The organism is Epibacterium sp. ABZ3_068, from assembly GCF_056159265.1.
In genome coordinates, this window is the sequence record NZ_JBSWUV010000001.1 from 3017020 (window position 1) to 3037274 (window position 20255).

Consider the following 20255-nt stretch of genomic DNA (forward strand, 5'->3'; position numbering starts at 1 on the left):
CTGCGATGTCCACGATCCACCCCAGCGCCATTATTGAACCCGGCGCCAAGATCGGCGAAGGCTGCGAAATCGGTCCGTTCTGCATTGTTGGTGCCGAGGTCGAACTGGCAGACCGGGTGGTTCTGAAATCGCATGTGGTTGTCACCGGCAATACGGTGATCGGCGAGGATACGGTTATCTTCTCCTTCTCCGTGATCGGAGAGATCCCGCAGGATCTGAAGTTCAAGGGAGAGAAATGCAGCACCGTGATCGGCGCGCGTAACCGGATCCGGGAACATGTCACGGTGAATGCCGGAACCGAAGGCGGTGGCGGCGTGACGCGCATTGGCGACGATGGGCTGTTTATGACCGGGTGTCATATCGCCCATGATGCGCAGGTCGGGGACCGTGTGATCGTTGTGAATTCGGCTGCTGTGGCCGGGCACTGTGTGTTGGAAGATGACGTGATTATCGGTGGTCTGTCCGGTATTCACCAGTGGGTCCGTATTGGCCGTGGTGCCATTATCGGCGCGGTCACGATGGTGACCAATGATGTCATCCCCTATGGTCTGGTGCAGGCGCCGCGTGGTGAGCTGGATGGTCTGAATCTTGTCGGCCTTAAACGCCGTGGCGTGCAACGCTCTGACATCACGGCCTTGCGCGCTGCGTTCCAGATGCTGGCGCAGGGCGAAGGCACCTTTCAGGAACGTGCCCGTCGTCTGGGGGAAGAGACCGAAAGCCAATATGTAGAAGAGATTGTCGCCTTCATCACCGGTGAAAGCGATCGGTCTTTCCTGACACCTGGCGGGTAATAAAGGGGCTAAGCCATGATTGCGTTGATAGCCGGACGTGGGGCGTTGCCGCGTGAAATCGTTGCAAATCTGCCCGCGCGCCCGCTGGTCTGCGCCATGATGGGCTCAGAACCGGACGAGGTACAGCCTGATTTGGTGTTTCGCTTTGAACAGCTCGGCAGTTTCTTGGCCGAGCTGAAAAATCGGGGCGTGACTGAAATCTGCATGGCAGGCGCCGTCAGCCGCCCCGCCGTTGATCCGGCCGCTATTGATGGGCCAACCTTACCCTTGGTGCCCATGTTGCAAACCGCTTTGGCCAAAGGTGACGATGGGGCGTTGCGCGCCATTATTATGATCCTGGAAGAAACCGGTTTTGCCGTGCGCGCCGCCCAGGAGATCGCGCCGGATCTGTTGATGGCTGAGGGCGTCCTGACCAAAGTGCAACCGGGTGAATTGGACAAACCTGATGCCGCACGTGGGGCGCAAGTGGTGGCCGCGATGGCCGCTGCGGATGTGGGGCAGTCCTGTGCCGTGCGCAATCATCAGGCCATCGCGGTGGAAAACGCCTTTGGCACCGATTGGATGCTTCAAAGCCTGGTCGAACGTCCTGACGGGCAGGGTGGCTTGTTGTTCAAAGCCCCCAAACCCGGCCAAGACCGCCGCGCGGATCTGCCGACCATCGGCCCCAACACGGTTGTGGCAGCGGCCGCGGCCAAACTGTCGGGTATTGTGGTGGAGGCGGGCGGTGTCATTGTGCTGGATCGCGCCGAGGTCATCGCCATTTGTGACCGTCTCGGTCTGTTCTTTTGGGTGCGCAGCGCGTGAGCCTCAGGGTTTTTATTCTGGCTGGCGAACCTTCGGGCGACCGTCTGGGCGGTGCCTTGATGGCAGGGCTTCATCAGCTTGTACCGGATGTCAGCTTTGATGGTATCGGTGGCCCACTGATGCAGGAGCAGGGGCTGACCTCTCGGTTTCCGATGGAAGAGCTTTCGGTTATGGGCATCGCCGAGGTGCTGCCCAAGTACCGCCACCTGAAACGCCGCATCCGAGAGACAGCAGATGCGGTGATTGCTACGAAGCCGGATGTGATGATCACCATCGACAGCCCGGATTTTTCGTTGCGCGTCGCCAAACGGGTCAAAGACGCGTCAGATGTGCGTACCGTGCATTACGTGGCCCCGTCTGTCTGGGCCTGGCGGCCAAAACGCGCGCAGAAAATGGCCAAATGCATCGACCACGTTCTGGCTCTGTTGCCGTTTGAACCGCCCTATATGACAGCGGCAGGGATGGACTGCGACTTTGTTGGTCACCCGGTGGTGAATGAACCCTTGGCAACCGAAGCGGAGATTGCAGCGTTTCGCGAGGCCTATGATCTGGGAGATGCGCCCTATGTGCTGGCCTTGCCCGGATCACGCCGATCCGAGGTCGGGAGGCTTGCGCCGGTTTTTGGCGAAGCGATCCGGAATTTTGTTCTGAAACACCCAGACATGCGGGTGGTCGTGCCAGCCGCCGCCCCCGTGGCCGACTTGGTGCGGGAAAACCTGCAAAGCTGGCCGGAGAATACAACTCTCTTGGATCCAAACACATTGGATAAGGGCACAGCCAAGGTTCACAAACGCGCGGCTTTTGCAGGCGCTGATCTGGCGCTTGCGGCTTCTGGTACAGTGTCTCTGGAACTTGCGCAGGCCCAAACACCAATGGTTATCGCCTATACCTTTAACTGGCTGACCTGGCAGATCATGAAGCGCATGGCGCTGATTGATACGGCAACGCTTGTCAATCTGGTCAGCGACACGCGGGTGGTGCCCGAATGTCTGGGCCCCGCGTGTGAACCGGATCTGATTACCGAAAAACTGAACACCGTTGCTGCAAACCCGCAGGCCCAGCTGGAGGCGATGGCCCTGACCATGGAGCGCCTTGGGCAGGGCGGAGAGGCTCCGGGCCTCAGAGCGGCCAAAGCGGTGCTGGCCCGCCTGCCGCAGTAAACTGGATCAATAACCGCGCCAGATCCAGCCGCCACCAAAGATACGGCTGCCTTCACTAGCATAAAATACGCAGGCCTGACCGGGAGAAATGCCTTCTTCGGGTGTCAGCAGCTCTACCTCTGCCTCGGTCTCTGAGATCGGACGAATGATCGCTTCGCGCGGGGGGCGGGTTGAGCGCACCTTGACCTTCAGATGCCATTCCTCACGAGATGTGAACGGCTCATCTCCCAGCCAGTTGATCTCGCGCACGGGAACAGTACGTGTGGCCAACAGCTCCTTTGGACCGACGATGACCTGTTTTTTGTCCACGTCCAGCTTCACCACATAAAGCGGCTCGCTCAGCCCGCCGATGCCCAAACCCCGGCGTTGTCCGATCGTATAATGCAGCACACCATTATGCGTGCCGAGAACGCGGCCATCGGAATGGACAATCTCGCCCGGCTCCGCAGCACCGGGCCGCAGCTTTTCGATGACACTGGCATAGTTGCCGTCCGGCACAAAACAGATGTCCTGACTGTCAGGCTTGTCCGCTACAGCCAGACCGTATTCGGCCGCCATTTCACGCGTTGCGTCCTTGGACGGCAAATGTCCCAGCGGGAAGCGCAGGAAGTTCAGCTGATCCGGGGTGGTGGAGAACAGGAAATAGCTCTGATCGCGGTTGGAATCTTCGGCGCAATGCAGTTCCGGCCCGTTTGGGCCCTCCATCCGCTGAATGTAATGACCGGTGGCCATACAGTCGGCCTCCAGATCTTTGGCCGTTTCCAGCAAGTCCTTGAATTTGACCCGTTCGTTGCAGCGGATGCAGGGAACCGGCGTTGCGCCGGCCAGATAGCTGTCCGCAAACTCATCAATCACTGCATCTTTAAAAATGTTCTCATAATCCAGAACGTAATGCGGAAAGCCGCGCTCTTCTGCGACTCGGCGCGCGTCATGGATATCGATTCCCGCGCAGCAGGCGCCTTTTTTGGCCAGTGCCGCTCCGTGATCATAAAGTTGAAGTGTGACGCCAACAACGTCAAACCCTTGATCTGCAAGGTATGCTGCCACCACAGAGCTGTCGACACCGCCCGACATGGCAACCACAACCCGGGTTTCCGAGGGCGGTTTGGCGAACCCCAAAAGGTTCACAGGGTGATCATTATCCAGCGCCATGAGGCGACTCCTTTGGGTCAAGAGGGGAGGCGTCGCAGAATATAGGAAAATCCTAAAGACTCTCAAGGGGCGTGGTTCATGTATCGTTAAGTGTAACCTGTGAATTTTCCCCTCGGACCAGAACGATAAAGACCTGCAAGGGGATAGGCCCATGTTTTTAAAGAAAGTTGACGGACCCCGTGCTGTTACTCTGCCAGATGGGACAATTATGACGCGCGCGGACTTGCCGCCGGAAACCACGCGCCGCTGGGTTGCTTCGCGCAAGGCAGCTGTCGTGCGTGGAGTGCTTTATGGATTGATTCCCCAATCAGAGGCCTTGCGCCGCTATGGCCTCAGCGAGGAGGAGTTTCGCAGCTGGGTTGGCGCTGTTGCCGACCATGGCGAAGACGCCCTGAAAACGACACAGCTTAAAAAGTACCGAAATTCATAGAAAAAAATATCCGCGCCCGACTAATTTAAGAATTAACAATTATGGTAACGACGCGTTAACCTTTTTCCATCACGGTTAATTCAACCTGAGGGAAACAGATACAGGCGGAGAACTTTACATGCGTATTCTTCTGGTCGAGGACGATCCGACAACAGCAAAAAGCATCGAACTGATGCTGACCCACGCGAACCTGAACGTTTACACAACGGATCTGGGTGAAGAGGGAATCGACCTGGCAAAGCTCTACGATTACGACTTGATCCTGTTGGATCTTGGCTTGCCGGACATGAACGGCCATGAAGTGCTGCGCCAGTTGCGCATGGCACGGATCGAAACACCGATCCTCATCCTGTCGGGCGCGGATGACACTGAAAACAAAATCAAAGGGTTTGGCTTTGGCGCAGATGACTATCTGACAAAGCCCTTCCACCGCGAAGAACTGGTGGCGCGTATTCACGCCATTATCCGCCGCTCCAAAGGCCACTCGCAGTCGATCATCAAAACCGGCAAGATCTCGGTTAACCTGGACGCCAAAACGGTGGAGGTTGACAATAAGACGGTGCATCTGACCGGTAAGGAATACCAGATGCTGGAGCTTCTGTCCCTGCGCAAAGGGACCACGCTGACCAAGGAGATGTTCCTTAACCACCTCTATGGCGGCATGGATGAGCCAGAGCTGAAGATCATTGACGTGTTCATCTGTAAATTGCGCAAGAAGCTCAGCACTGCGACGGGCGGCGACAATTACATCGAAACGGTCTGGGGCCGTGGTTATGTTCTGCGTGATCCGCAAGAAGACCAATTGGTTGATGATCCCCGGATGGCTGTTGGCGCCTGAAAGGGTGAGGATTTGGCGCCCCAATAGCGTCTGATTGCAAGGGCTCGAGGGATCACCTCGGGCTTTTGTTTTTTACTCGACCTGACCGAATTTGCGTCCTATCACCGGTTCTTAAGAACGAAAGGGGATCGCAGATGCGCCAGAAGATCGGAAATCTGTCACCAGAAGACGCAAAGACGCGGTTTTTGGAGCTACAAGAAAAGCTGAACGCGGCAGATCTGGCTTATCACCAGAAGGACGCGCCAGAGATTTCTGACGCTGAATATGATTCCCTGCGCCGGGAATTTTCCGATCTTCAGGACAGCTTCCCGGATCTGACTGAACTTTCGGAACGAAAAGCCAGCGTTGGCGCACCAGTCAGCAGCGGATTTGAAAAGGTTCAGCATGCCGTGCGTATGTTGTCTTTGGGCAATGCGTTTGAAGACGGCGATGTCACTGATTTTGCCAAGAGTATCCGAAAATACTTGGGCTATTCGGATGCCGACGAGCTGAGCTTTACAGCAGAGCCCAAGATTGACGGTCTGTCTCTGTCATTGCGGTACGAACAGGGGCAACTGATTCAGGCCACCACCCGTGGTGACGGGAGCGAAGGGGAGAATGTCACCGCCAATGCGCGCACCATTACGGACATTCCACAGTTTATTGACAACGCACCGGACATTCTTGAGGTGCGCGGCGAAGTCTACATGAGCCATGCGGATTTTACTGCGCTGAACGCGCGTCAGGCGGCAGCAGGTGACAAGACCTTTGCCAATCCCCGCAATGCGGCGGCAGGTAGTTTGCGACAGCTGGATGCAACAATAACCAAGGCGCGGCCTTTGCGTTTCTTTGCCTATGCGTGGGGGGAACTGTCCGAACCTTTGGCAGAAACGCAATTCGCGGCGATTAACAGATTTTCGGACTTTGGCTTCCAAACCAATCCCTTGACCCGCTTGTGCCCATCGGTCGCAGATCTTATCGCGCATTACAAAGACATCGAAGCACAGCGCGCGACCTTGGGCTATGACATTGATGGCGTCGTCTACAAAGTCAATGACCTGGCGCTACAAGCCCGCCTGGGGTTCCGTGCGACGACGCCGCGGTGGGCGATCGCACATAAATTTCCGGCCGAACTTGCCTGGACACGTCTTGAGGCGATCGACATTCAGGTTGGCCGGACAGGTGCGTTAAGCCCTGTTGCACGACTGTCGCCCGTAACTGTCGGCGGTGTCGTGGTCTCTAATGCGACGCTCCATAACGAGGACTACATCGCAGGTTTTGACTCCAAAGGGGAGGTTATCCGCGACGGCAAAGACATTCGCGTCGGCGACTGGGTTCAGATCTATCGCGCTGGCGATGTGATCCCCAAAGTCGCGGATGTGGATCTGTCCAAGCGCACAAGTGACGCGCAAGTGTATGAATTTCCACATATTTGTCCGGAATGTCAAAGCCCAGCCATCCGTGAGGAAGGGGATTCGGTTCGTCGCTGTAGTGGCGGGATGATCTGCCCCGCGCAAGCCGTTGAAAATATAAAACATTTCGTATCTCGGGGTGCCTTTGATATCGAAGGGCTTGGTGCGAAACAGGTTGAACAATTTTACTCCGACGGCTGGATTAAAGAGCCTGCTGATATCTTTGATCTAAAAGAAAATTATGGGGGTGGCCTTCAGCAATTGAAGAATAAGGAAGGCTGGGGGGAGAAATCCGCTGATAACCTCTTTGCCGCAATTGAAGAAAAGCGGGTAATCCCCTTGCGCCGCTTTGTTTTTGCCCTTGGCATTCGCCACACGGGTGAAGTCGCCGCTCGGGATCTTGCGCTGCACTACGGATCATGGGAGGCTTTGAGCGAAGCGCTTGATCAGGCGCGCCCGGCTGCCTTGGCGCATCGGGCGGGTGATGACGCGGTTGAGGCAGAGCGTCATGCTGCCGCCACAGAGGGACGCAAACCCAAGATTGCGGACAGTCGCGCCAGAGCGATTGCCGCCTGTGATGTCCCGGCAGAGGCAGCGGCTGCGTGGTCCGATCTCATTGATGCGGATGGGATCGGCCCGGTTCTGGGGTTGTCGCTGTCGGACGCGCTCAGCAATCCCGAAGAGCGCGCGGCCCTCGACCGGTTGGCCAGCAAGTTGCAGATTCAAAGTGCGGAGCGCGCCGACACGGCAGATAGCCCTGTGGCGGGGAAAACCGTGGTGTTCACCGGAACGCTGGAAAAAATGACCCGTGCCGAGGCTAAGGCCCGCGCAGAAGCGCTGGGGGCCAAAGTCGCGGGCTCTGTTTCAAAAAAGACTGACATCTTGATCGCGGGTCCGGGGGCAGGGTCAAAGGCCAAGAAGGCTGCGGACCTTGGCATTCAGACCCTGGATGAAGACAGTTGGCTGGAGCTGATCGGGCAAGCATGAGCGGGCGGCCAGAAATCCTTTTTCCGCTTTTTGCCGGTCTGGAAACACTGCCGGGGGTTGGTCCTAAAACGGCGCAGTCCTTTGCCCAGATTGCTTTAGAAACACCGCGTGATCTTTTGTTTTCGCTTCCTTATTCGGTTTTAGATCGCCAGAAGCGAGATACCATTCAAGGCGCGGAAATACCCGGGGTCATTACGGTTGAGGTCACGGTTGGCCGACATCATCCTGCGCGCAACCATGGGGGTGCGTATCGGGTGCAGGTCTCGGATGCCAAGACCGATTTTCAACTGGTGTTTTTCCACGGGCGCTCTCGGTATCTGGAGGCCCAATTGCCGATTGGTGCGCGTCGCGTGGTCTCCGGAAAGATCGAGCTTTTTGACGGTACCGCACAGATGGTGCACCCGGATCATATGTTACCCGCCGAAGAGGCTGACAGCATTCCTACATTTGAACCGGTGTACCATCTGACCCATGGGGTTACGCAAAGAACAATGTTCAAGGCTGCCCAGGGTGCTTTGCAACGTTTGCCGGAACTGGCGGAGTGGATCGACCCTTCGTTGCAGAAAAGCAAAGGCTGGCCAAGCTGGGATACTGCGATGCGTCTGGCTCATGCACCACAATCTCTGGACGGGGTTGCCACGCATGATCCTGCCCGGATGCGTCTGGCCTATGACGAGCTGTTTGCCCATCAGCTGACGCTGGCTCTCGCGCGGCAGACAGAGCGCAAACAGCGGGGGCTGACATCAATTGCAACGGGGGCGCTGCAGGGGCGGGTTTTGAAGGCGTTGCCATATCGCCCAACCAATGCGCAGGCCCGTGCGATTGATGAGATTGCAGCCGATATGGCGGATCCCCACCGGATGAACCGGCTCTTGCAGGGGGATGTGGGGTCCGGCAAAACATTGGTTGCTTTCATGTCATTACTGGTCGCTGTTGAAGCGGGTGGTCAAGGCGTTTTGATGGCTCCAACCGAAATTCTGGCGCGTCAGCATATGGAGGGTCTTCAGCCACTGGCCGAGAGTGCCGGGGTGGTCACGGAGATTTTAACGGGCCGCGACAAGGGGAAGGATCGCATGCGCAAGCTGGCGGCCTTGGCGCGGGGTGATATTCATATCCTGGTTGGTACGCATGCGGTGTTCCAAAGTGATGTGGCGTTCCGGGATCTGCGCCTTGCCATTGTGGATGAGCAGCACCGGTTTGGTGTGCGCCAACGGCTGGAATTGGCCGAAAAGGGGCAGGGTGCCGATGTCCTGGTGATGACGGCGACGCCAATCCCGCGCTCTTTGGCCTTGGCACAGTATGGTGATATGGATGTCTCGGTCCTGGATGAAAAGCCGCCGGGACGAAAACCTGTCAAAACCGCCATAGTGAACACGGAACGCATCGCCGAGGTTGTGGGGCACCTGCGCCGCGCGATCGCAGAGGGGCGGCAATGTTATTGGGTCTGCCCGTTGGTCGAAGAATCAGAGGTCGTGGATCTTGTTGCGGCTGAAGAACGGTTCAAGCAGCTGCGCGCAGAGCTGGGGGATGGGATTGTTGGTCTGGTTCACGGTCAAATGCCTGCGGCGGAAAAAGACGCGGCCATGGCGGCCTTTCAGGCCGGCAAGACGCAGGTTTTGGTGGCAACCACTGTTATTGAGGTGGGGGTCAATGTGCCCAACGCCACCATAATGGTGATCGAACGGGCCGAGATTTTTGGTTTGGCCCAGTTGCATCAGCTACGCGGACGTGTGGGCCGCGGAAGTGCGGAATCCACTTGCCTGTTGATGTACCAGGCCCCGCTGAGCGAGAATGGGCGCAGACGTTTGGAGGTTTTGCGCGAAAGCGAGGACGGGTTCCGGATTTCCGAGACAGACCTGCAAATGCGCGGCGCTGGCGATATGATTGGGACGGCACAATCGGGCTTGCCGCGCTTTCAGATCGCCGATCTCGAGCAGCAACCAGATCTGATGGCTGTTGCTCAAAGCGATGCGCGCACCTTATTGACCCAGGATCCCAGCCTGACAACGGACCGGGGCCGCGCCGCGCGTGTTCTTTTGTGGTTGATGAAGCAGGATCAGGCAATTCGTTTGATTTCGGTGGGTTAGCTACAGGTTTCCCAAATGTTCTCATGGTGCTGCGTTTTGTTCTCATAAAGTTCTTTACTTTACTCCGGAATCATGAGAACAAAGTGGCAACAAAGCGACGCAGAGCGCGATTGACACCGAGTGGAGGCTTCTATGATTGCACAGTTGAAACAGACCGTAGAGAATACACACCGCACCCTGCTGCAGGATGCATTCGGCGCTGCAGCATTGGTCGTAATGCTGATTGCCGCGCTGCATTTACCCTCGGTGATTTGAGCGTCGCTTTAGGGTTTTCCTGACCTGCGTCCTTTTTCCGTCAACACAAGTTCCTGTCCCGAACTTTTTGGGTGCCGTCCCGCACCCTGGCTATCGCCTCTTGATCTGCCGCGTGTTGTCGGGTCCCGCATCCGGACGCAATACTAACCGCCGCACCCGAATTCGGGTTGCGGCGGCTTTTTAGATTTTGAACGCCAAGCGTAGCCCGCCCCAATGGCGTTCATTCACATAGATCGGGGCAGAGAGGTCTTTCATCATCACAAATTCTCCGCCGCCCATATCGCGGCGATAGACCTGCATCAGGAAGGGGGTCAGATTCCGCCCGGCTTTCAGCCCCACGCGGTCGTCAAAGATCCGGCGGTTGCGGCAGTTGGCCATATTCCAGACCGGATCATCGCTTTGCGGCTGTGAGAACTTTTTGTTATGTGTCGGAAGATAGCCATTCACATCCACGGCAGCACAGAACACCACGCGCTCATCCAGGTCCAGGGCGGCTTCTGTCAGCGGTGGCAACAGCTTATCCGTCAACGGTGTGCAGCCTGCCATGACCTGTTGTGGGTCCGTGTTTGGAATTGGCTGGTAGAGACGATCAAACAGCGCCCCTTCGCTGATCTCATGCGTTGCCAAGGCGTTTTCGAACAGTTTCCCGATTTCCTTCGAGGTCGCTTTGACAAAGTCGATGAACTGCGCATCGTCCGATTGCCCGCCCAGTGCGACGGTTCCCTGTACCAAGCTTTCCGACGCATTGATCAAATTCTCAATCCGGTCACGAGAGGTTCGGATCCCCTCAACCGCTTTGGCTGATGTTGAATCAATCTGCGCGAGACCACCTTTGAACTCCTGCAAAGCCGTCTGCGCAGTCTCACTTTCTTGAGCGACTTTTGTGCTTTGGTTCTGAACGCTTTGCGCATTGTTTTCGATTTCGCTGAGCGATTTATCGATGGTTTGCGCCTCTGACAGCACCTGAGACGCTGAGGTAGAGATCACCTCGGCCTCAGCGCTGAGCGATTGCAGCCAGTCGCCGAGTGATTCAATATTGGTGTTGATATCGGCAGCGGCTTTTTGTGTGCGTTTTGACAGATCGTTGATTGCCTCTGCCACAACTGCAAAACCGCGCCCGGCAGCGCCTGCGCGCCCGGCTTCGATTTTGGCATTGATCGCCAGGATATTCACCTGGCTTGCAATGGAGGTGATTTTGGAGTTGTCCTGACGCATGGCCTGAACGGTCTCCTCGATCCGGCTTGTGCGCTCGTTAAGCTCCTGAACCCATTCGGCGATTTGTTGGCTGCGTTCCCCATTTTCGCGCACGCTGGCTACAGAAGTGCTGACACTTTCCAGTGTTTCTTCCGCTGTGGCGGACATGTTGCGGATCAGATCGATGACTTGTACGTTTGCATTGTTGACCAGATCCGTGCTCTGCGTCAAATGCGTGACGGCTGTACGTTGTTCCTGCGAATGTGTGTCGACCAAGTCCAGAAAACCGGCGATATCCACAATCTCGAACCCCAATTGCGACGCTGTACGCGCAAGGGCGGTCAGTTCTGCAACGGGCAGATCTGAATAATAAGTGTCTAGGTCTCGCATTATTCGCACCACTTTAACCGGATTTTGACCCAAGGTGGTGATGGCGAATTAATATATCCTAAATTTGAGAGGTAACATAATATTCGTTCATTGCGACCAAAGTCGCGTCTAACGCCAGCATTATGGACGCGTGACGGTTCTTAAATTCCCGAGCGGGGATCAGGACCTCAAAACCATCAAACGGTGCATCCGGGATGGGGCCATCCGAAGTTAGCATGTCTTTTAATTGGTTACGGGCTTTTTCCAGCTCCTCATAGCTGCGCCCTATGACCACGTCTCCCAATACAGCGGCAGCTGCCTGGCCCAGTGCGCAGGCTTTCACATCCTGGCCAAAATTGGTTATACGACCTTGGTCTATAGCCAGATCCACAGTCACCGTCGACCCGCACAAAGGCGAGCGTTTCTTGGCCGTGGCGTCCGGATTTTCCAACCGTTCCAGATTCGGAATATCTGCAGCAAGCTCCAGAATGCGTTGCGAGTAGAGTTTGATTAGGTCGGTCTCTCGGGTCATACGTCTCTCGTGCCTTCCGGATTGGCCAGTCTGAGGCCTTTCCCTGCCGTTTGGTTTCTCTTACATAGGTGCCCAACCCGCAGATGCAAAAGGTTTTTAACATGTCCTTTGATCCAAACACATTGCGCTACAACGAAGCGGGCCTGATCCCCTGCATCGCGCAGGACGAAGCCAGCGGCGAAATTCTGATGATGGCATGGATGAACGCCGAGAGCGTCATGCGTACATTCGAAACGCGCACGGTGACCTATTGGTCGCGCTCGCGTCAAAGCTTCTGGGTCAAGGGCGAAAGCTCGGGCCACACGCAGGAACTGGTGGATTTTCGACTCGATTGCGATCGGGACTGCCTGCTTGTGCTGGTCCGTCAAAAGGGGCCGGCCTGCCATACCAACCGGCGAAGCTGCTTTTATACGGCGGTGCGCGACGGGGAAGAGCAGGAACTGATGAAGCCAATGATCGTGTAACACCGCGTTCCAGGACATGCATTCGGGTTTCGGGTCAAAGGCCGATCATGCGCCGGATATCCTCTGGCGTGGCGCCTTCGGCCCGGTACTTCGAAATTGCGCGGGCATCATCGCGTTTGGCCAGCCGTTTCCCGTCGTCATCACGGATCAGCTGATGGTGATGGTATCGTGGGATGGGCAGCCCAAGTAGGGTAAGCAGCAAGACTTGGATCTGGGTGAACCCAAACAGATCCTCGCCGCGCACCACATCCGATATGCTCTGCTGCACGTCGTCCAGTGCCGAGGCCAGGAAGTAGGCAATTATGTCCTCGCCCTTGCGCGACAAAACCACGTCACCAATTTCACATGCGGCTTGGTCCGGGTCGAGCTTGTGTACGCCCCGATGCCGTTCCCCGGTTTCTTCAAAGGTCACGCTTTGGTTGTCCAGCAGCGCCAACGCACGATCCAGATGTAACCGCAGCGCATCACCGGGTTTGCGATCCGCCATCGGGCGCGGTTTGCAGGTGCCGGGATAAACCTCATGAGATACCCCTTCCTGCGGCGCGGCCAGCGCTGCGCGTATATCTGCGCGGCTGCAGGAGCAAGGATATAAAAGATCCATGCTTTCAAGAGTTTCCAGGTGCTTGTTATAGCCGTCCAATTGTTGGGATTGACGCAGAACAGGTCCATCCCAACGGATGCCCAGCCAGGTCAGATCATCAATGACGGCCGCGTCCCATTCGGGTTTTGCGCGCTGAAGGTCGGTGTCCTCCATCCGCAGCAGGAATTCACCCCCCGTCGCGCGTGCCATATCATGGGCCAGAAGCGCAGAATAAGCATGACCCAAATGTAAAGGACCCGTAGGCGAAGGCGCAAATCGAGTTCGAAAAAACATTGCACCTCCAGTTTCTTACGCGAATTGTTTCAACCAGTCCGTCCAGGCGGATTTCGCCCGGTCGGTATAGGCTTTGTACCGGTCCTTGCGCCCGCGACGGCCGCCTTTCAGTCCGTCAACCGGACGGAACAGGCCAAAGTTCACATTCATCGGCTGGAACGTCTTGGCCTCAGCTCCCCCGGTGATGTGGTGGATCAGAGCACCCATTGCGCTGTCCTGAGGCACGTCGCTTAGGCTACGGCCCAGGATTTCAGCCGCAGCCAGTCGGCCAGCCAGCAGCCCCATTGCGGCACTTTCCACATAACCTTCAACCCCGGTGATCTGTCCGGCAAATCGAAGGTGTGGTTTGGATTTCAATCGCATCTGCGAATCCAGCAAGGTTGGCGAATTCAGGAAAGTGTTGCGATGAATGCCGCCAAGGCGCGCAAAACTTGCGTTTTCAAGCCCGGGAATCATACGGAAAACATCGGTTTGCGCGCCGTACTTCATCTTAGTCTGAAAGCCGACAATATTGAACAAGGTCCCCAGCGCATTGTCGCGACGCAGCTGCACCACCGCGTGGGCCTTTTCTTCGGGCTTGTGCGGGTTGGTCAGGCCAACGGGCTTCATCGGCCCATGGCGCAGGGTTTCGCGCCCGCGTTCCGCCATCACTTCGATCGGCAGGCAGCCGTCAAAATACCCGGCGGTTTCGCCCTCGTGAAATTCTGTCTTATCAGCAGCCAGAAGCGCGTCGATAAAGGCCTCATACTGATCCTTGTTCATCGGACAGTTCAGATAGGCGGTGCGCTCTTCTTCGGTCTCGCCTTTGTCATAACGCGACTGCATCCAGGCCTGAGACATGTCGATGCTCTCGGCATAGACAATCGGAGCGATCGCATCAAAAAACGCCAGCGCCTCGGCTCCGGTTTCTCTCTGGATCGCTTCGCCCAGGGCTGGTGAGGTCAATGGCCCAGTTGCAAAGATCCAGTGGCCGTCCTGTGGAAGCGTGGTGACTTCCTCATATGAGACACTAACATTGGGCAAAGCCTTCAGTTTGGCCGTCACGGCCTCTGCAAAGGGATCGCGATCCACGGCCAATGCGCCCCCTGCGGGCAGGCGGTGTTGATCGGCCGTAGTCATGATCAGCCCGTTGGCCTGGCGCATTTCCCAATGCAGGAGGCCCACGGCGTTCTGCTCATCATCATCTGACCGGAAAGAGTTGGAACATACCATCTCTCCCAGGTTGCCGGTCTGGTGGGCAAAGGTCTCTACCTTGGGCCGCATCTCGTGCAGAACCACCTCAACGCCCATATGCGCCGCCTGCCAGGCAGCCTCGGACCCGGCCATCCCGCCGCCAACAATATGCAATTTCTGTGTCATAAGACGCCACATAGGGCAGGGGGGTAAAATGCGCAACGGGTGCTGTGGGAAAATAGGTCGTATCAGGGAACGCCTGTTCCAAAGCGGGCGTCAAATTGCAGAACGACAAGGGTAAAACTGTCTGAAACAGCGGTAGATATGGTGTTTTGCACAGTTGGGGGGATTTTGGGGCCGCGCTGCGGGAATGTTAACCCGGAGTGAGAGGTCCGGTTGGAGGAACCTTCCGCAGGCGCGGCCCAAATCGTGACAGGATGTTTCCAGCCTGTGCCCGATCTTTGCCATATTGCTGCCCCAATTGAAAGGGCGACTACGGAAACAATGCGCGCGAAATGGTAAACAAAGACTAAAATTTTAAATGAAATGTCTTTTTGTAGCGTAAAAATATGCGCGCAATATGAAAAATACGTTTGTTGTCAATCACCTGTTGCCGAGCGGCGAATGGCCTGAACCGATACGGCGTCGGTCTCATAGATTGATTTCAATACCGGTATCGCGGCCCAAGGGTCTGCCTTTCCGCACATAAAGACATCAAACGCGCCATAGTCCAGTTCAGGCCAAGTATGTGCGGAGATATGGCTTTCGGCCAGAAGAGCGACGCCTGACAGCCCCTGGGGCGTGAAAGGATGCACGTGGCATTGCAGCAATGTCGCGCCGCAGACTTCGACGATTTTATGAAAGGCGCGTCGCAGTCGTTCCGGATCGTTCAACCCCTGCGCGTGGCGTACATCTACAATAAGATGAAGCCCTTCGGTGGAGGGGGAGATCGGCGAGGATGTAATGGCGGTCATGGGTCCTATCGGTATTGGTCCGAACACTCAGCCGGCGTGGCGCAAGATAGGGCGTGCCTTCAGGGGGTTCAATGCGTTTTGATCCTTTGATTGTACCATTTTTATGCAGTGATTTGTGCCAATCCTTGACGCGGTGCAAAAAAAGAGGCCGGAGCAAGTCCGGCCTTTACAGGTGGTTCTGGCGCCTGGGGATCAGGGGTGCCAGAACGGAAGAGTGCTTTCGTGCTGTGCCTGGCTTTGATTTAAGCCAATATCTTTGAGGAGATGCGCATCTAGCTTGGCAAGCTGTCGCCGCGTGCGACGGCGGATGCCCCATTTCGTGACCACGACGGCAAAAACGATCGCGATCTGAGCCAGCATGGGCAGCGCGGGGCGTTCCAAAAGATAGGCGATCTGCGGATGATGTCTTGCTATATAGGTCATGGTTTGTTACTCCAATTGTACCATTACAATTTTGCACTTTTATGCGAAGTGTTGGGTACATTATATGTTGTGCCAAAGTCCAAGGAAGGATTGTTATGGGTACAATGTGGAGCGCCGATCTCGGTACAAAATCCGGCCCCAAGTACCGGAGAGTTGCCGAAACCATTCGCGGCGCGATTGAAGCTGGGACGCTCAAGGTGGGAACCAAACTTCCGCCGGTGCGTGAATTGGCCTATCAGCTGTCGATAACACCCGGCACGGTGGCGCGCGCCTACAGCGTGCTGACCGACGAGGGAATTCTGAACGCCGAAGTCGGCCGCGGCACATTTGTTGCAGAAAAAATGTCGCCGGTTCAGGATGATGTCTGGTCTCGGCAGTTACATCTGTTTGAATCCAAGGACCCGAAACACGTAAGTCTCTTCAGCCCGCGGATCGCGGATATGGGGCAGGTGGCGGCCATTCGCGAAGCCCTGCGCAAGATTGCGGAATGCGACCCGCACACGTTGCTGAACTACCCGACCCGCGACGCTTATGAACCAGTGCGCGAGGCCGTGGCGCAGTGGATTTCCAAAGCGCCAATTGGTCCGGTACGGGAGCAGGATATTGTATTGACCCATGGGGGACAAAACGGATTGATGATCACATTGCAGGCCTGCCTGCGGGGACCAAACCCTGTGATTATGGTGGAAGAGCTGGCCTATGCCGGATTTCGCCGGGCTGCGGACATGCTGCGGGCCAATGTCGTTGGTGTTGCGATGGATGAACATGGGCTTCGACCGGATATTCTGGAGTTGATGATCCGAAAAACCGGCGCGACTGTGCTTTGTACCAGCCCGGAAGTGCACAATCCGACTGGTTTGTTTACCCCGTTGGAACGCAGGCTCGAAATTGTAGAGGTCGCGCGGCGACACAATGTACAGATCATCGAAGATGATTGTTACAGGCTGGGCGAAGCACAGGCACCAAGCTACCGGTCACTGGCACCGGAGCTGGCCTGGTATGTGACCTCGCTGTCGAAACTTCTGACCCCGGCCATCCGCGTGGGCTTTGCGGTGGCTCCACAGGGAGGAGTGAATGTGCTGCGCCGTGCTGCGGAGTACAGTTTCTTTGGTGTGGGGCAGCATACGGCGGAGTTGACCCGTCTCTTGCTGACCGACCCCCGTACGCCGCGCCTGATGCAGGACGTGCGCAAAGAGATGAGCCGTTACGTGCGGGTGGCTGTCAACGCCATTGGCGGGTTTGACATCAATTGGAGCCCGGATGTGCCCTTTATCTGGTTGCGTTTGCCGGTGGGTTGGCGGGCCGGACCCTTTACACGTGCTGCAGAGGCGGAAGGCATCCAGATCCGCTCCGCAGACGAGTTTGCTCTGCGGGATGGGCGTGCGCCTCATGCGGTGCGCATTGCGGTCAACGCCCATGTGTCCATTGGTAAATTCGAAGACGCAATGCGCCGCCTGTGTATCCTGTTGGACAATCCGCCCGAACAGATCAGCGGATAAGGCAAGTCACGGGTGATCCGCTCCAGAGGCACCCTGTGCGGCCTCTGCTTCCGGTTCACTGGGCAAAGCCTCGGCGGGGTACAATGTGACCTGCGGGATCGAATAGACCCAGACATCGCGATTGGCGGCAATGCTTGCAGTCAATGCCGCCACAAGAATGCCTGTGGGGGTCGCGGTTCCAAACACGGGCGTATTGGGCACCGGCGAAATTCCAACGCCGCCTTCCAGATTGTCCCGCACACATTTGAGTGTTCCCCGTGTGGGGCGGGAGGTGAATTTGGGCAGGGCCAGCGTGCGTGGCGTGGTGAATGTCAGAATGAACTCTGCCGTCTCTATGACACATTTGGCATTTTCGATTTCTTCTCGCTCATCCGGAGAAGGACCAAGCGCCCGGTCGAACTGTTCCACCCCAACCCCCGGCACGTAGGAACGGATTGTGACTTCCTGAAACCCGGTGATCCGCTTGTTGTTGATGTCCGGGTTCTTGATCGCCACCGTGACGGGCGGAGAAGTTGTTGGCGCAACGGGGTTACATGCGGCAACTGCGCTCACAGCAAGCACTGCGGCAATTTTGGGATAGGACACGTGAGTTCTCCGCATTTATGCCGGTTTGATACATTTGGCATCAGCACCGGGCAAGCGGATTTACGCCCGAGCTGCACGATGAAGCGCCGCCTGGGGGGCAACAGGGGCCAAAACCTCACAATTGAGCCTGCCATAATGGGGTATAATAATACCTATTTTTTAACACATTGAAAAACAACAATTAAAACATGTTTTTGCGTGTTGACCACTGCGCGGGATACCCTTAAACCCCCTCCATCGAATTCAGGTCGCAGCCTTATGTCTGTTGGCCTTCACGAACAACAGGATTGACCTGATATGAAAACCTTCTCTGCTACTCCGGCAGACATCGACAAGAAGTGGATCATCATCGACGCCGAAGGCGTGGTGCTGGGCCGTCTTGCATCGATCGTCGCCATGCGTCTGCGTGGCAAGCACAAACCGTCCTTCACTCCGAACATGGATATGGGCGACAATGTCATCGTGATCAATGCCGACAAAGTTCAAATGACCGGCAAGAAACGCGACGAGAAATTCTACTGGCACACCGGCCACCCGGGCGGCATCAAGTCGCGCACCAAACAGGAAATCCTGGAAGGTGATCACCCGGAGCGCGTTGTGTTCCAAGCGGTTAAGCGCATGCTGCCAGGCAACCGCCTGTCCCGCAAGCAAATGACCAACCTGCGCATCTATGCCGGCACTGAGCACGGCCATGAAGCACAGAGCCCCGAAGTTCTGGACGTTAAGTCCATGAACAAGAAAAACACCCGGAGCTAATATCAATGGCTGATCAGATCACTACTCTCGAAGAGCTGAGCGCCGTTGCAGGCGTTGAAACCACCGTCGAAGAGCTGGCCCCGCGTGAGCCCGTTCGTGACGAGCTGGGTCGTTCCTACGCCACCGGCAAGCGTAAAGACGCTGTTGCCCGTGTTTGGATCAAGCCGGGTTCCGGCAAGATCGAAGTGAACGGCAAAGAGATGAACAAATACTTTGCACGCCCCGTTCTGCAGCTGATCGTGCGTCAGCCGTTTGGCGTAGCTGGCGTCGAAGGCGAGTTTGACGTATACGCAACCGTAAAAGGCGGCGGTCTGTCCGGCCAAGCGGGCGCGGTCAAGCACGGCATTTCCAAAGCTCTGCAACTGTACGAACCGTCCCTGCGTGGCGCACTGAAAGCCGCTGGCTTCCTGACCCGCGACAGCCGTGTTGTTGAACGTAAGAAATTCGGCCGCCGCAAAGCGCGTCGTTCCTTCCAGTTCTCCAAGCGTTAATCGCTGGCAGTTACGAATTATGGGGTCGCCTTTGGGCGGCCCTTTTTCTTTTGTCCTTTGCGCAAACCGTGACAATCGGTTCAAGGAATTTTAGTGAAATTTGTTCAGTGTTGCCGGAGACTCGAACATAGGACGCTTTTGTATGAATATCCCGGTAAGACATACGCATGAGACCAAGGATAGGCACGCCTATGAGGCCTGCCCGCTTTGTGGTTGCACAGAAGCGACCAATATTGGCACGGCGGATTGCTCCAAACACCCACTCTATCACCCCGATTTAAACCCGCTTATGACATGGGTGGCCTGCACTGGCTGCGGCCATGAGTTTACCGAAGGTTATTTCACCGAAGAAGCCGCCGCGCTGGTTGCCACGCGCACCAGCGACAAGCAAAAGGCGGGCAACAATATCGAAGGCACGCGTGCTGTCTCTGCCGAAATGGTCGAAAATGTGCGACGCCATGTGCAAGGTGGGAAATGGCTTGATATTGGCTTTGGCAATGGCGCACTGCTGATGGCGGCAGGGGAGCTTGGCTTTCACCCGATTGGCCTGGATTTGCGTGAGGACAATGTTGAGCGGCTCAAAAGTTTTGGTATCGAGGCGCACTGCAAGGATCTTGATGAGCTAGAGTTCGACGAAAAGTGCAACGTCATCAGCATGATGGATGTCGTTGAGCATGTGCCATTCCCCAAATCCTTTTTAAAATCGGCAATCGCGCATCTGGCTCCCGGTGGCATTTGTATGATCTCTGTACCAAATCGCGAAAGCGTCTTTTGGCGCGAGCTGACCACGGCCGGGGCAAATCCGTATTACGCACAGTTTGAGCATTGCCACAATTTCAACCGCTCTGATCTCGAAGGGCTGCTGGTTGATCTGGGTCTGGAACTTGTGGGTCTGCATGTCAGCAAGCGCTATCGTCTGGGCATCGAAATTCTTGCACGCTGCCCGGATTGATCTGACTGGGGGCGGGGCTCTTTTGGTCTTTGAGCCTTGCGCCTTTGCTTAGGCAGCGTTTTATCCGCGCCACC

At 56.4% G+C, this 20255-nt stretch carries 21 protein-coding genes; 13 read left to right on the plus strand and 8 right to left on the minus strand.

Annotation, left to right across the window (positions count from 1 at the left end):
• Positions 1 to 5 precede the first annotated feature (5 nt).
• The 3 genes from lpxA to lpxB are packed head-to-tail and all read left to right on the plus strand — an operon-like array spanning position 6 to position 2755.
• Positions 6 to 791: an acyl-ACP--UDP-N-acetylglucosamine O-acyltransferase gene (lpxA, locus tag ACXAEW_RS14455; RefSeq protein WP_474941984.1), complete on the plus strand. Its 786-nt coding sequence runs from the start codon at positions 6 to 8 to the stop codon at positions 789 to 791.
• Between the two features lie 15 nt (positions 792 to 806).
• The gene (locus tag ACXAEW_RS14460; protein ID WP_474941985.1) at positions 807 to 1595 is read left to right on the plus strand and encodes an LpxI family protein; all 789 of its coding nucleotides are present in this window, start codon (positions 807 to 809) and stop codon (positions 1593 to 1595) included.
• A complete protein-coding gene (gene lpxB / locus ACXAEW_RS14465) occupies positions 1592 to 2755 on the plus strand; it encodes a lipid-A-disaccharide synthase (RefSeq protein WP_474941986.1) in 1164 nt (387 codons plus the stop codon). Before ACXAEW_RS14460 ends, lpxB begins: the two co-directional genes overlap by 4 nt.
• A 6-nt stretch (positions 2756 to 2761) precedes the next feature.
• Here the strand turns inward: lpxB and mnmA are convergent, their stop codons facing one another.
• Complete coding sequence (mnmA, locus tag ACXAEW_RS14470; RefSeq protein ID WP_474941987.1) at positions 2762 to 3907, minus strand: tRNA 2-thiouridine(34) synthase MnmA; 1146 nt, start codon at positions 3905 to 3907, stop codon at positions 2762 to 2764.
• A 151-nt stretch (positions 3908 to 4058) separates the two neighbouring features.
• On the opposite strand from mnmA, the gene sciP reads away from it, so the two are divergent.
• From sciP to ACXAEW_RS14495, 5 genes are all read left to right on the plus strand, one after another.
• A complete protein-coding gene (gene sciP / locus ACXAEW_RS14475; protein WP_474941988.1) occupies positions 4059 to 4337 on the plus strand; it encodes a CtrA inhibitor SciP in 279 nt (92 codons plus the stop codon).
• Positions 4338 to 4455: 118 nt separating this feature from the next.
• On the plus strand, positions 4456 to 5175 hold the full coding sequence (gene ctrA, locus ACXAEW_RS14480) for a response regulator transcription factor CtrA (RefSeq protein ID WP_474941989.1): 720 nt from the start codon (positions 4456 to 4458) through the stop codon (positions 5173 to 5175).
• Between the two features lie 134 nt (positions 5176 to 5309).
• Positions 5310 to 7553, plus strand: a complete 2244-nt coding sequence (ligA, locus tag ACXAEW_RS14485) for an NAD-dependent DNA ligase LigA (RefSeq protein WP_474941990.1) — start codon at positions 5310 to 5312, stop codon at positions 7551 to 7553.
• Positions 7550 to 9640 (plus strand): ATP-dependent DNA helicase RecG, encoded by a 2091-nt coding sequence (gene recG / locus ACXAEW_RS14490; protein ID WP_474941991.1) that lies wholly within the window; start codon positions 7550 to 7552, stop codon positions 9638 to 9640. The genes ligA and recG overlap by 4 nt, the downstream gene beginning before the upstream one ends.
• Before the next feature lie 132 nt (positions 9641 to 9772).
• Positions 9773 to 9895, plus strand: a complete 123-nt coding sequence (locus ACXAEW_RS14495) for a hypothetical protein (protein WP_474941992.1) — start codon at positions 9773 to 9775, stop codon at positions 9893 to 9895.
• Positions 9896 to 10075: 180 nt separating this feature from the next.
• Here ACXAEW_RS14495 and ACXAEW_RS14500 read toward each other — a convergent pair whose 3' ends face one another.
• Positions 10076 to 11479 (minus strand): methyl-accepting chemotaxis protein, encoded by a 1404-nt coding sequence (locus tag ACXAEW_RS14500; protein WP_474941993.1) that lies wholly within the window; start codon positions 11477 to 11479, stop codon positions 10076 to 10078.
• 58 nt (positions 11480 to 11537) lie between these two features.
• Positions 11538 to 11990 (minus strand): iron-sulfur cluster assembly scaffold protein, encoded by a 453-nt coding sequence (locus ACXAEW_RS14505; RefSeq protein WP_474941994.1) that lies wholly within the window; start codon positions 11988 to 11990, stop codon positions 11538 to 11540.
• 83 nt (positions 11991 to 12073) lie between these two features.
• On the opposite strand from ACXAEW_RS14505, the gene hisI reads away from it, so the two are divergent.
• Entirely contained in the window at positions 12074 to 12454 is a 381-nt protein-coding gene (gene hisI / locus ACXAEW_RS14510; protein WP_474941995.1) for a phosphoribosyl-AMP cyclohydrolase, read from the plus strand.
• A gap of 34 nt (positions 12455 to 12488) precedes the next feature.
• On the opposite strand, the gene gluQRS is transcribed toward hisI, so the two are convergent.
• The 4 genes from gluQRS to ACXAEW_RS14530 form a co-directional block, all read right to left on the minus strand.
• Entirely contained in the window at positions 12489 to 13328 is an 840-nt protein-coding gene (gene gluQRS, locus ACXAEW_RS14515; RefSeq protein ID WP_474941996.1) for a tRNA glutamyl-Q(34) synthetase GluQRS, read from the minus strand.
• Between the two features lie 15 nt (positions 13329 to 13343).
• Positions 13344 to 14687 carry a methylenetetrahydrofolate--tRNA-(uracil(54)-C(5))-methyltransferase (FADH(2)-oxidizing) TrmFO gene (gene trmFO / locus ACXAEW_RS14520; RefSeq protein WP_474941997.1) on the minus strand — a complete coding sequence of 448 codons (1344 nt, stop codon included), beginning with the start codon at positions 14685 to 14687 and terminating at the stop codon, positions 13344 to 13346.
• 413 nt (positions 14688 to 15100) lie between these two features.
• Entirely contained in the window at positions 15101 to 15475 is a 375-nt protein-coding gene (gene speD / locus ACXAEW_RS14525) for an adenosylmethionine decarboxylase (RefSeq protein ID WP_474941998.1), read from the minus strand.
• 192 nt (positions 15476 to 15667) lie between these two features.
• Positions 15668 to 15898, minus strand: coding sequence for a DUF1127 domain-containing protein (locus ACXAEW_RS14530; protein ID WP_474941999.1), 231 nt, complete (start codon positions 15896 to 15898; stop codon positions 15668 to 15670).
• A gap of 95 nt (positions 15899 to 15993) precedes the next feature.
• Between ACXAEW_RS14530 and ACXAEW_RS14535 the strand changes: the two genes are divergently transcribed.
• Positions 15994 to 17397 (plus strand): aminotransferase-like domain-containing protein, encoded by a 1404-nt coding sequence (locus ACXAEW_RS14535; protein WP_474942000.1) that lies wholly within the window; start codon positions 15994 to 15996, stop codon positions 17395 to 17397.
• Positions 17398 to 17403: 6 nt separating this feature from the next.
• On the opposite strand, the gene ACXAEW_RS14540 is transcribed toward ACXAEW_RS14535, so the two are convergent.
• Positions 17404 to 17982 carry a hypothetical protein gene (locus ACXAEW_RS14540; RefSeq protein WP_474942001.1) on the minus strand — a complete coding sequence of 193 codons (579 nt, stop codon included), beginning with the start codon at positions 17980 to 17982 and terminating at the stop codon, positions 17404 to 17406.
• Positions 17983 to 18279: 297 nt separating this feature from the next.
• Between ACXAEW_RS14540 and rplM the strand changes: the two genes are divergently transcribed.
• The 3 genes from rplM to ACXAEW_RS14555 all read left to right on the plus strand — a co-directional run bounded on the left by rplM (position 18280) and on the right by ACXAEW_RS14555 (position 20181).
• Complete coding sequence (gene rplM, locus ACXAEW_RS14545; protein ID WP_474942002.1) at positions 18280 to 18738, plus strand: 50S ribosomal protein L13; 459 nt, start codon at positions 18280 to 18282, stop codon at positions 18736 to 18738.
• A 5-nt stretch (positions 18739 to 18743) separates the two neighbouring features.
• The gene (gene rpsI / locus ACXAEW_RS14550) at positions 18744 to 19229 is read left to right on the plus strand and encodes a 30S ribosomal protein S9 (RefSeq protein ID WP_474942003.1); all 486 of its coding nucleotides are present in this window, start codon (positions 18744 to 18746) and stop codon (positions 19227 to 19229) included.
• A 142-nt stretch (positions 19230 to 19371) separates the two neighbouring features.
• Positions 19372 to 20181 carry a class I SAM-dependent methyltransferase gene (locus ACXAEW_RS14555; RefSeq protein ID WP_474942004.1) on the plus strand — a complete coding sequence of 270 codons (810 nt, stop codon included), beginning with the start codon at positions 19372 to 19374 and terminating at the stop codon, positions 20179 to 20181.
• The last annotated feature ends 74 nt before the right edge of the window (positions 20182 to 20255 follow it).

Excerpts from the sequence above, each read along its gene's own strand:
- ACXAEW_RS14500 (WP_474941993.1), bottom strand. The coding sequence starts at position 11,479 with ATGCGAGACCTAGACACTTATTATTCAGATCTGCCCGTTGCAGAACTG.
- ligA (WP_474941990.1), top strand. The coding sequence starts at position 5,310 with ATGCGCCAGAAGATCGGAAATCTGTCACCAGAAGACGCAAAGACGCGG.
- hisI (WP_474941995.1), top strand. The coding sequence starts at position 12,074 with ATGCAAAAGGTTTTTAACATGTCCTTTGATCCAAACACATTGCGCTAC.
- ACXAEW_RS14495 (WP_474941992.1), top strand. The coding sequence starts at position 9,773 with ATGATTGCACAGTTGAAACAGACCGTAGAGAATACACACCGCACCCTG.
- recG (WP_474941991.1), top strand. The coding sequence starts at position 7,550 with ATGAGCGGGCGGCCAGAAATCCTTTTTCCGCTTTTTGCCGGTCTGGAA.
- ACXAEW_RS14505 (WP_474941994.1), bottom strand. The coding sequence starts at position 11,990 with ATGACCCGAGAGACCGACCTAATCAAACTCTACTCGCAACGCATTCTG.
- ACXAEW_RS14555 (WP_474942004.1), top strand. The coding sequence starts at position 19,372 with ATGAATATCCCGGTAAGACATACGCATGAGACCAAGGATAGGCACGCC.
- sciP (WP_474941988.1), top strand. The coding sequence starts at position 4,059 with ATGTTTTTAAAGAAAGTTGACGGACCCCGTGCTGTTACTCTGCCAGAT.
- gluQRS (WP_474941996.1), bottom strand. The coding sequence starts at position 13,328 with ATGTTTTTTCGAACTCGATTTGCGCCTTCGCCTACGGGTCCTTTACAT.
- ACXAEW_RS14460 (WP_474941985.1), top strand. The coding sequence starts at position 807 with ATGATTGCGTTGATAGCCGGACGTGGGGCGTTGCCGCGTGAAATCGTT.
- speD (WP_474941998.1), bottom strand. The coding sequence starts at position 15,475 with ATGACCGCCATTACATCCTCGCCGATCTCCCCCTCCACCGAAGGGCTT.
- trmFO (WP_474941997.1), bottom strand. The coding sequence starts at position 14,687 with ATGACACAGAAATTGCATATTGTTGGCGGCGGGATGGCCGGGTCCGAG.
- ctrA (WP_474941989.1), top strand. The coding sequence starts at position 4,456 with ATGCGTATTCTTCTGGTCGAGGACGATCCGACAACAGCAAAAAGCATC.
- mnmA (WP_474941987.1), bottom strand. The coding sequence starts at position 3,907 with ATGGCGCTGGATAATGATCACCCTGTGAACCTTTTGGGGTTCGCCAAA.
- rpsI (WP_474942003.1), top strand. The coding sequence starts at position 18,744 with ATGGCTGATCAGATCACTACTCTCGAAGAGCTGAGCGCCGTTGCAGGC.
- rplM (WP_474942002.1), top strand. The coding sequence starts at position 18,280 with ATGAAAACCTTCTCTGCTACTCCGGCAGACATCGACAAGAAGTGGATC.
- lpxA (WP_474941984.1), top strand. The coding sequence starts at position 6 with ATGTCCACGATCCACCCCAGCGCCATTATTGAACCCGGCGCCAAGATC.
- ACXAEW_RS14535 (WP_474942000.1), top strand. The coding sequence starts at position 15,994 with ATGGGTACAATGTGGAGCGCCGATCTCGGTACAAAATCCGGCCCCAAG.
- ACXAEW_RS14530 (WP_474941999.1), bottom strand. The coding sequence starts at position 15,898 with ATGACCTATATAGCAAGACATCATCCGCAGATCGCCTATCTTTTGGAA.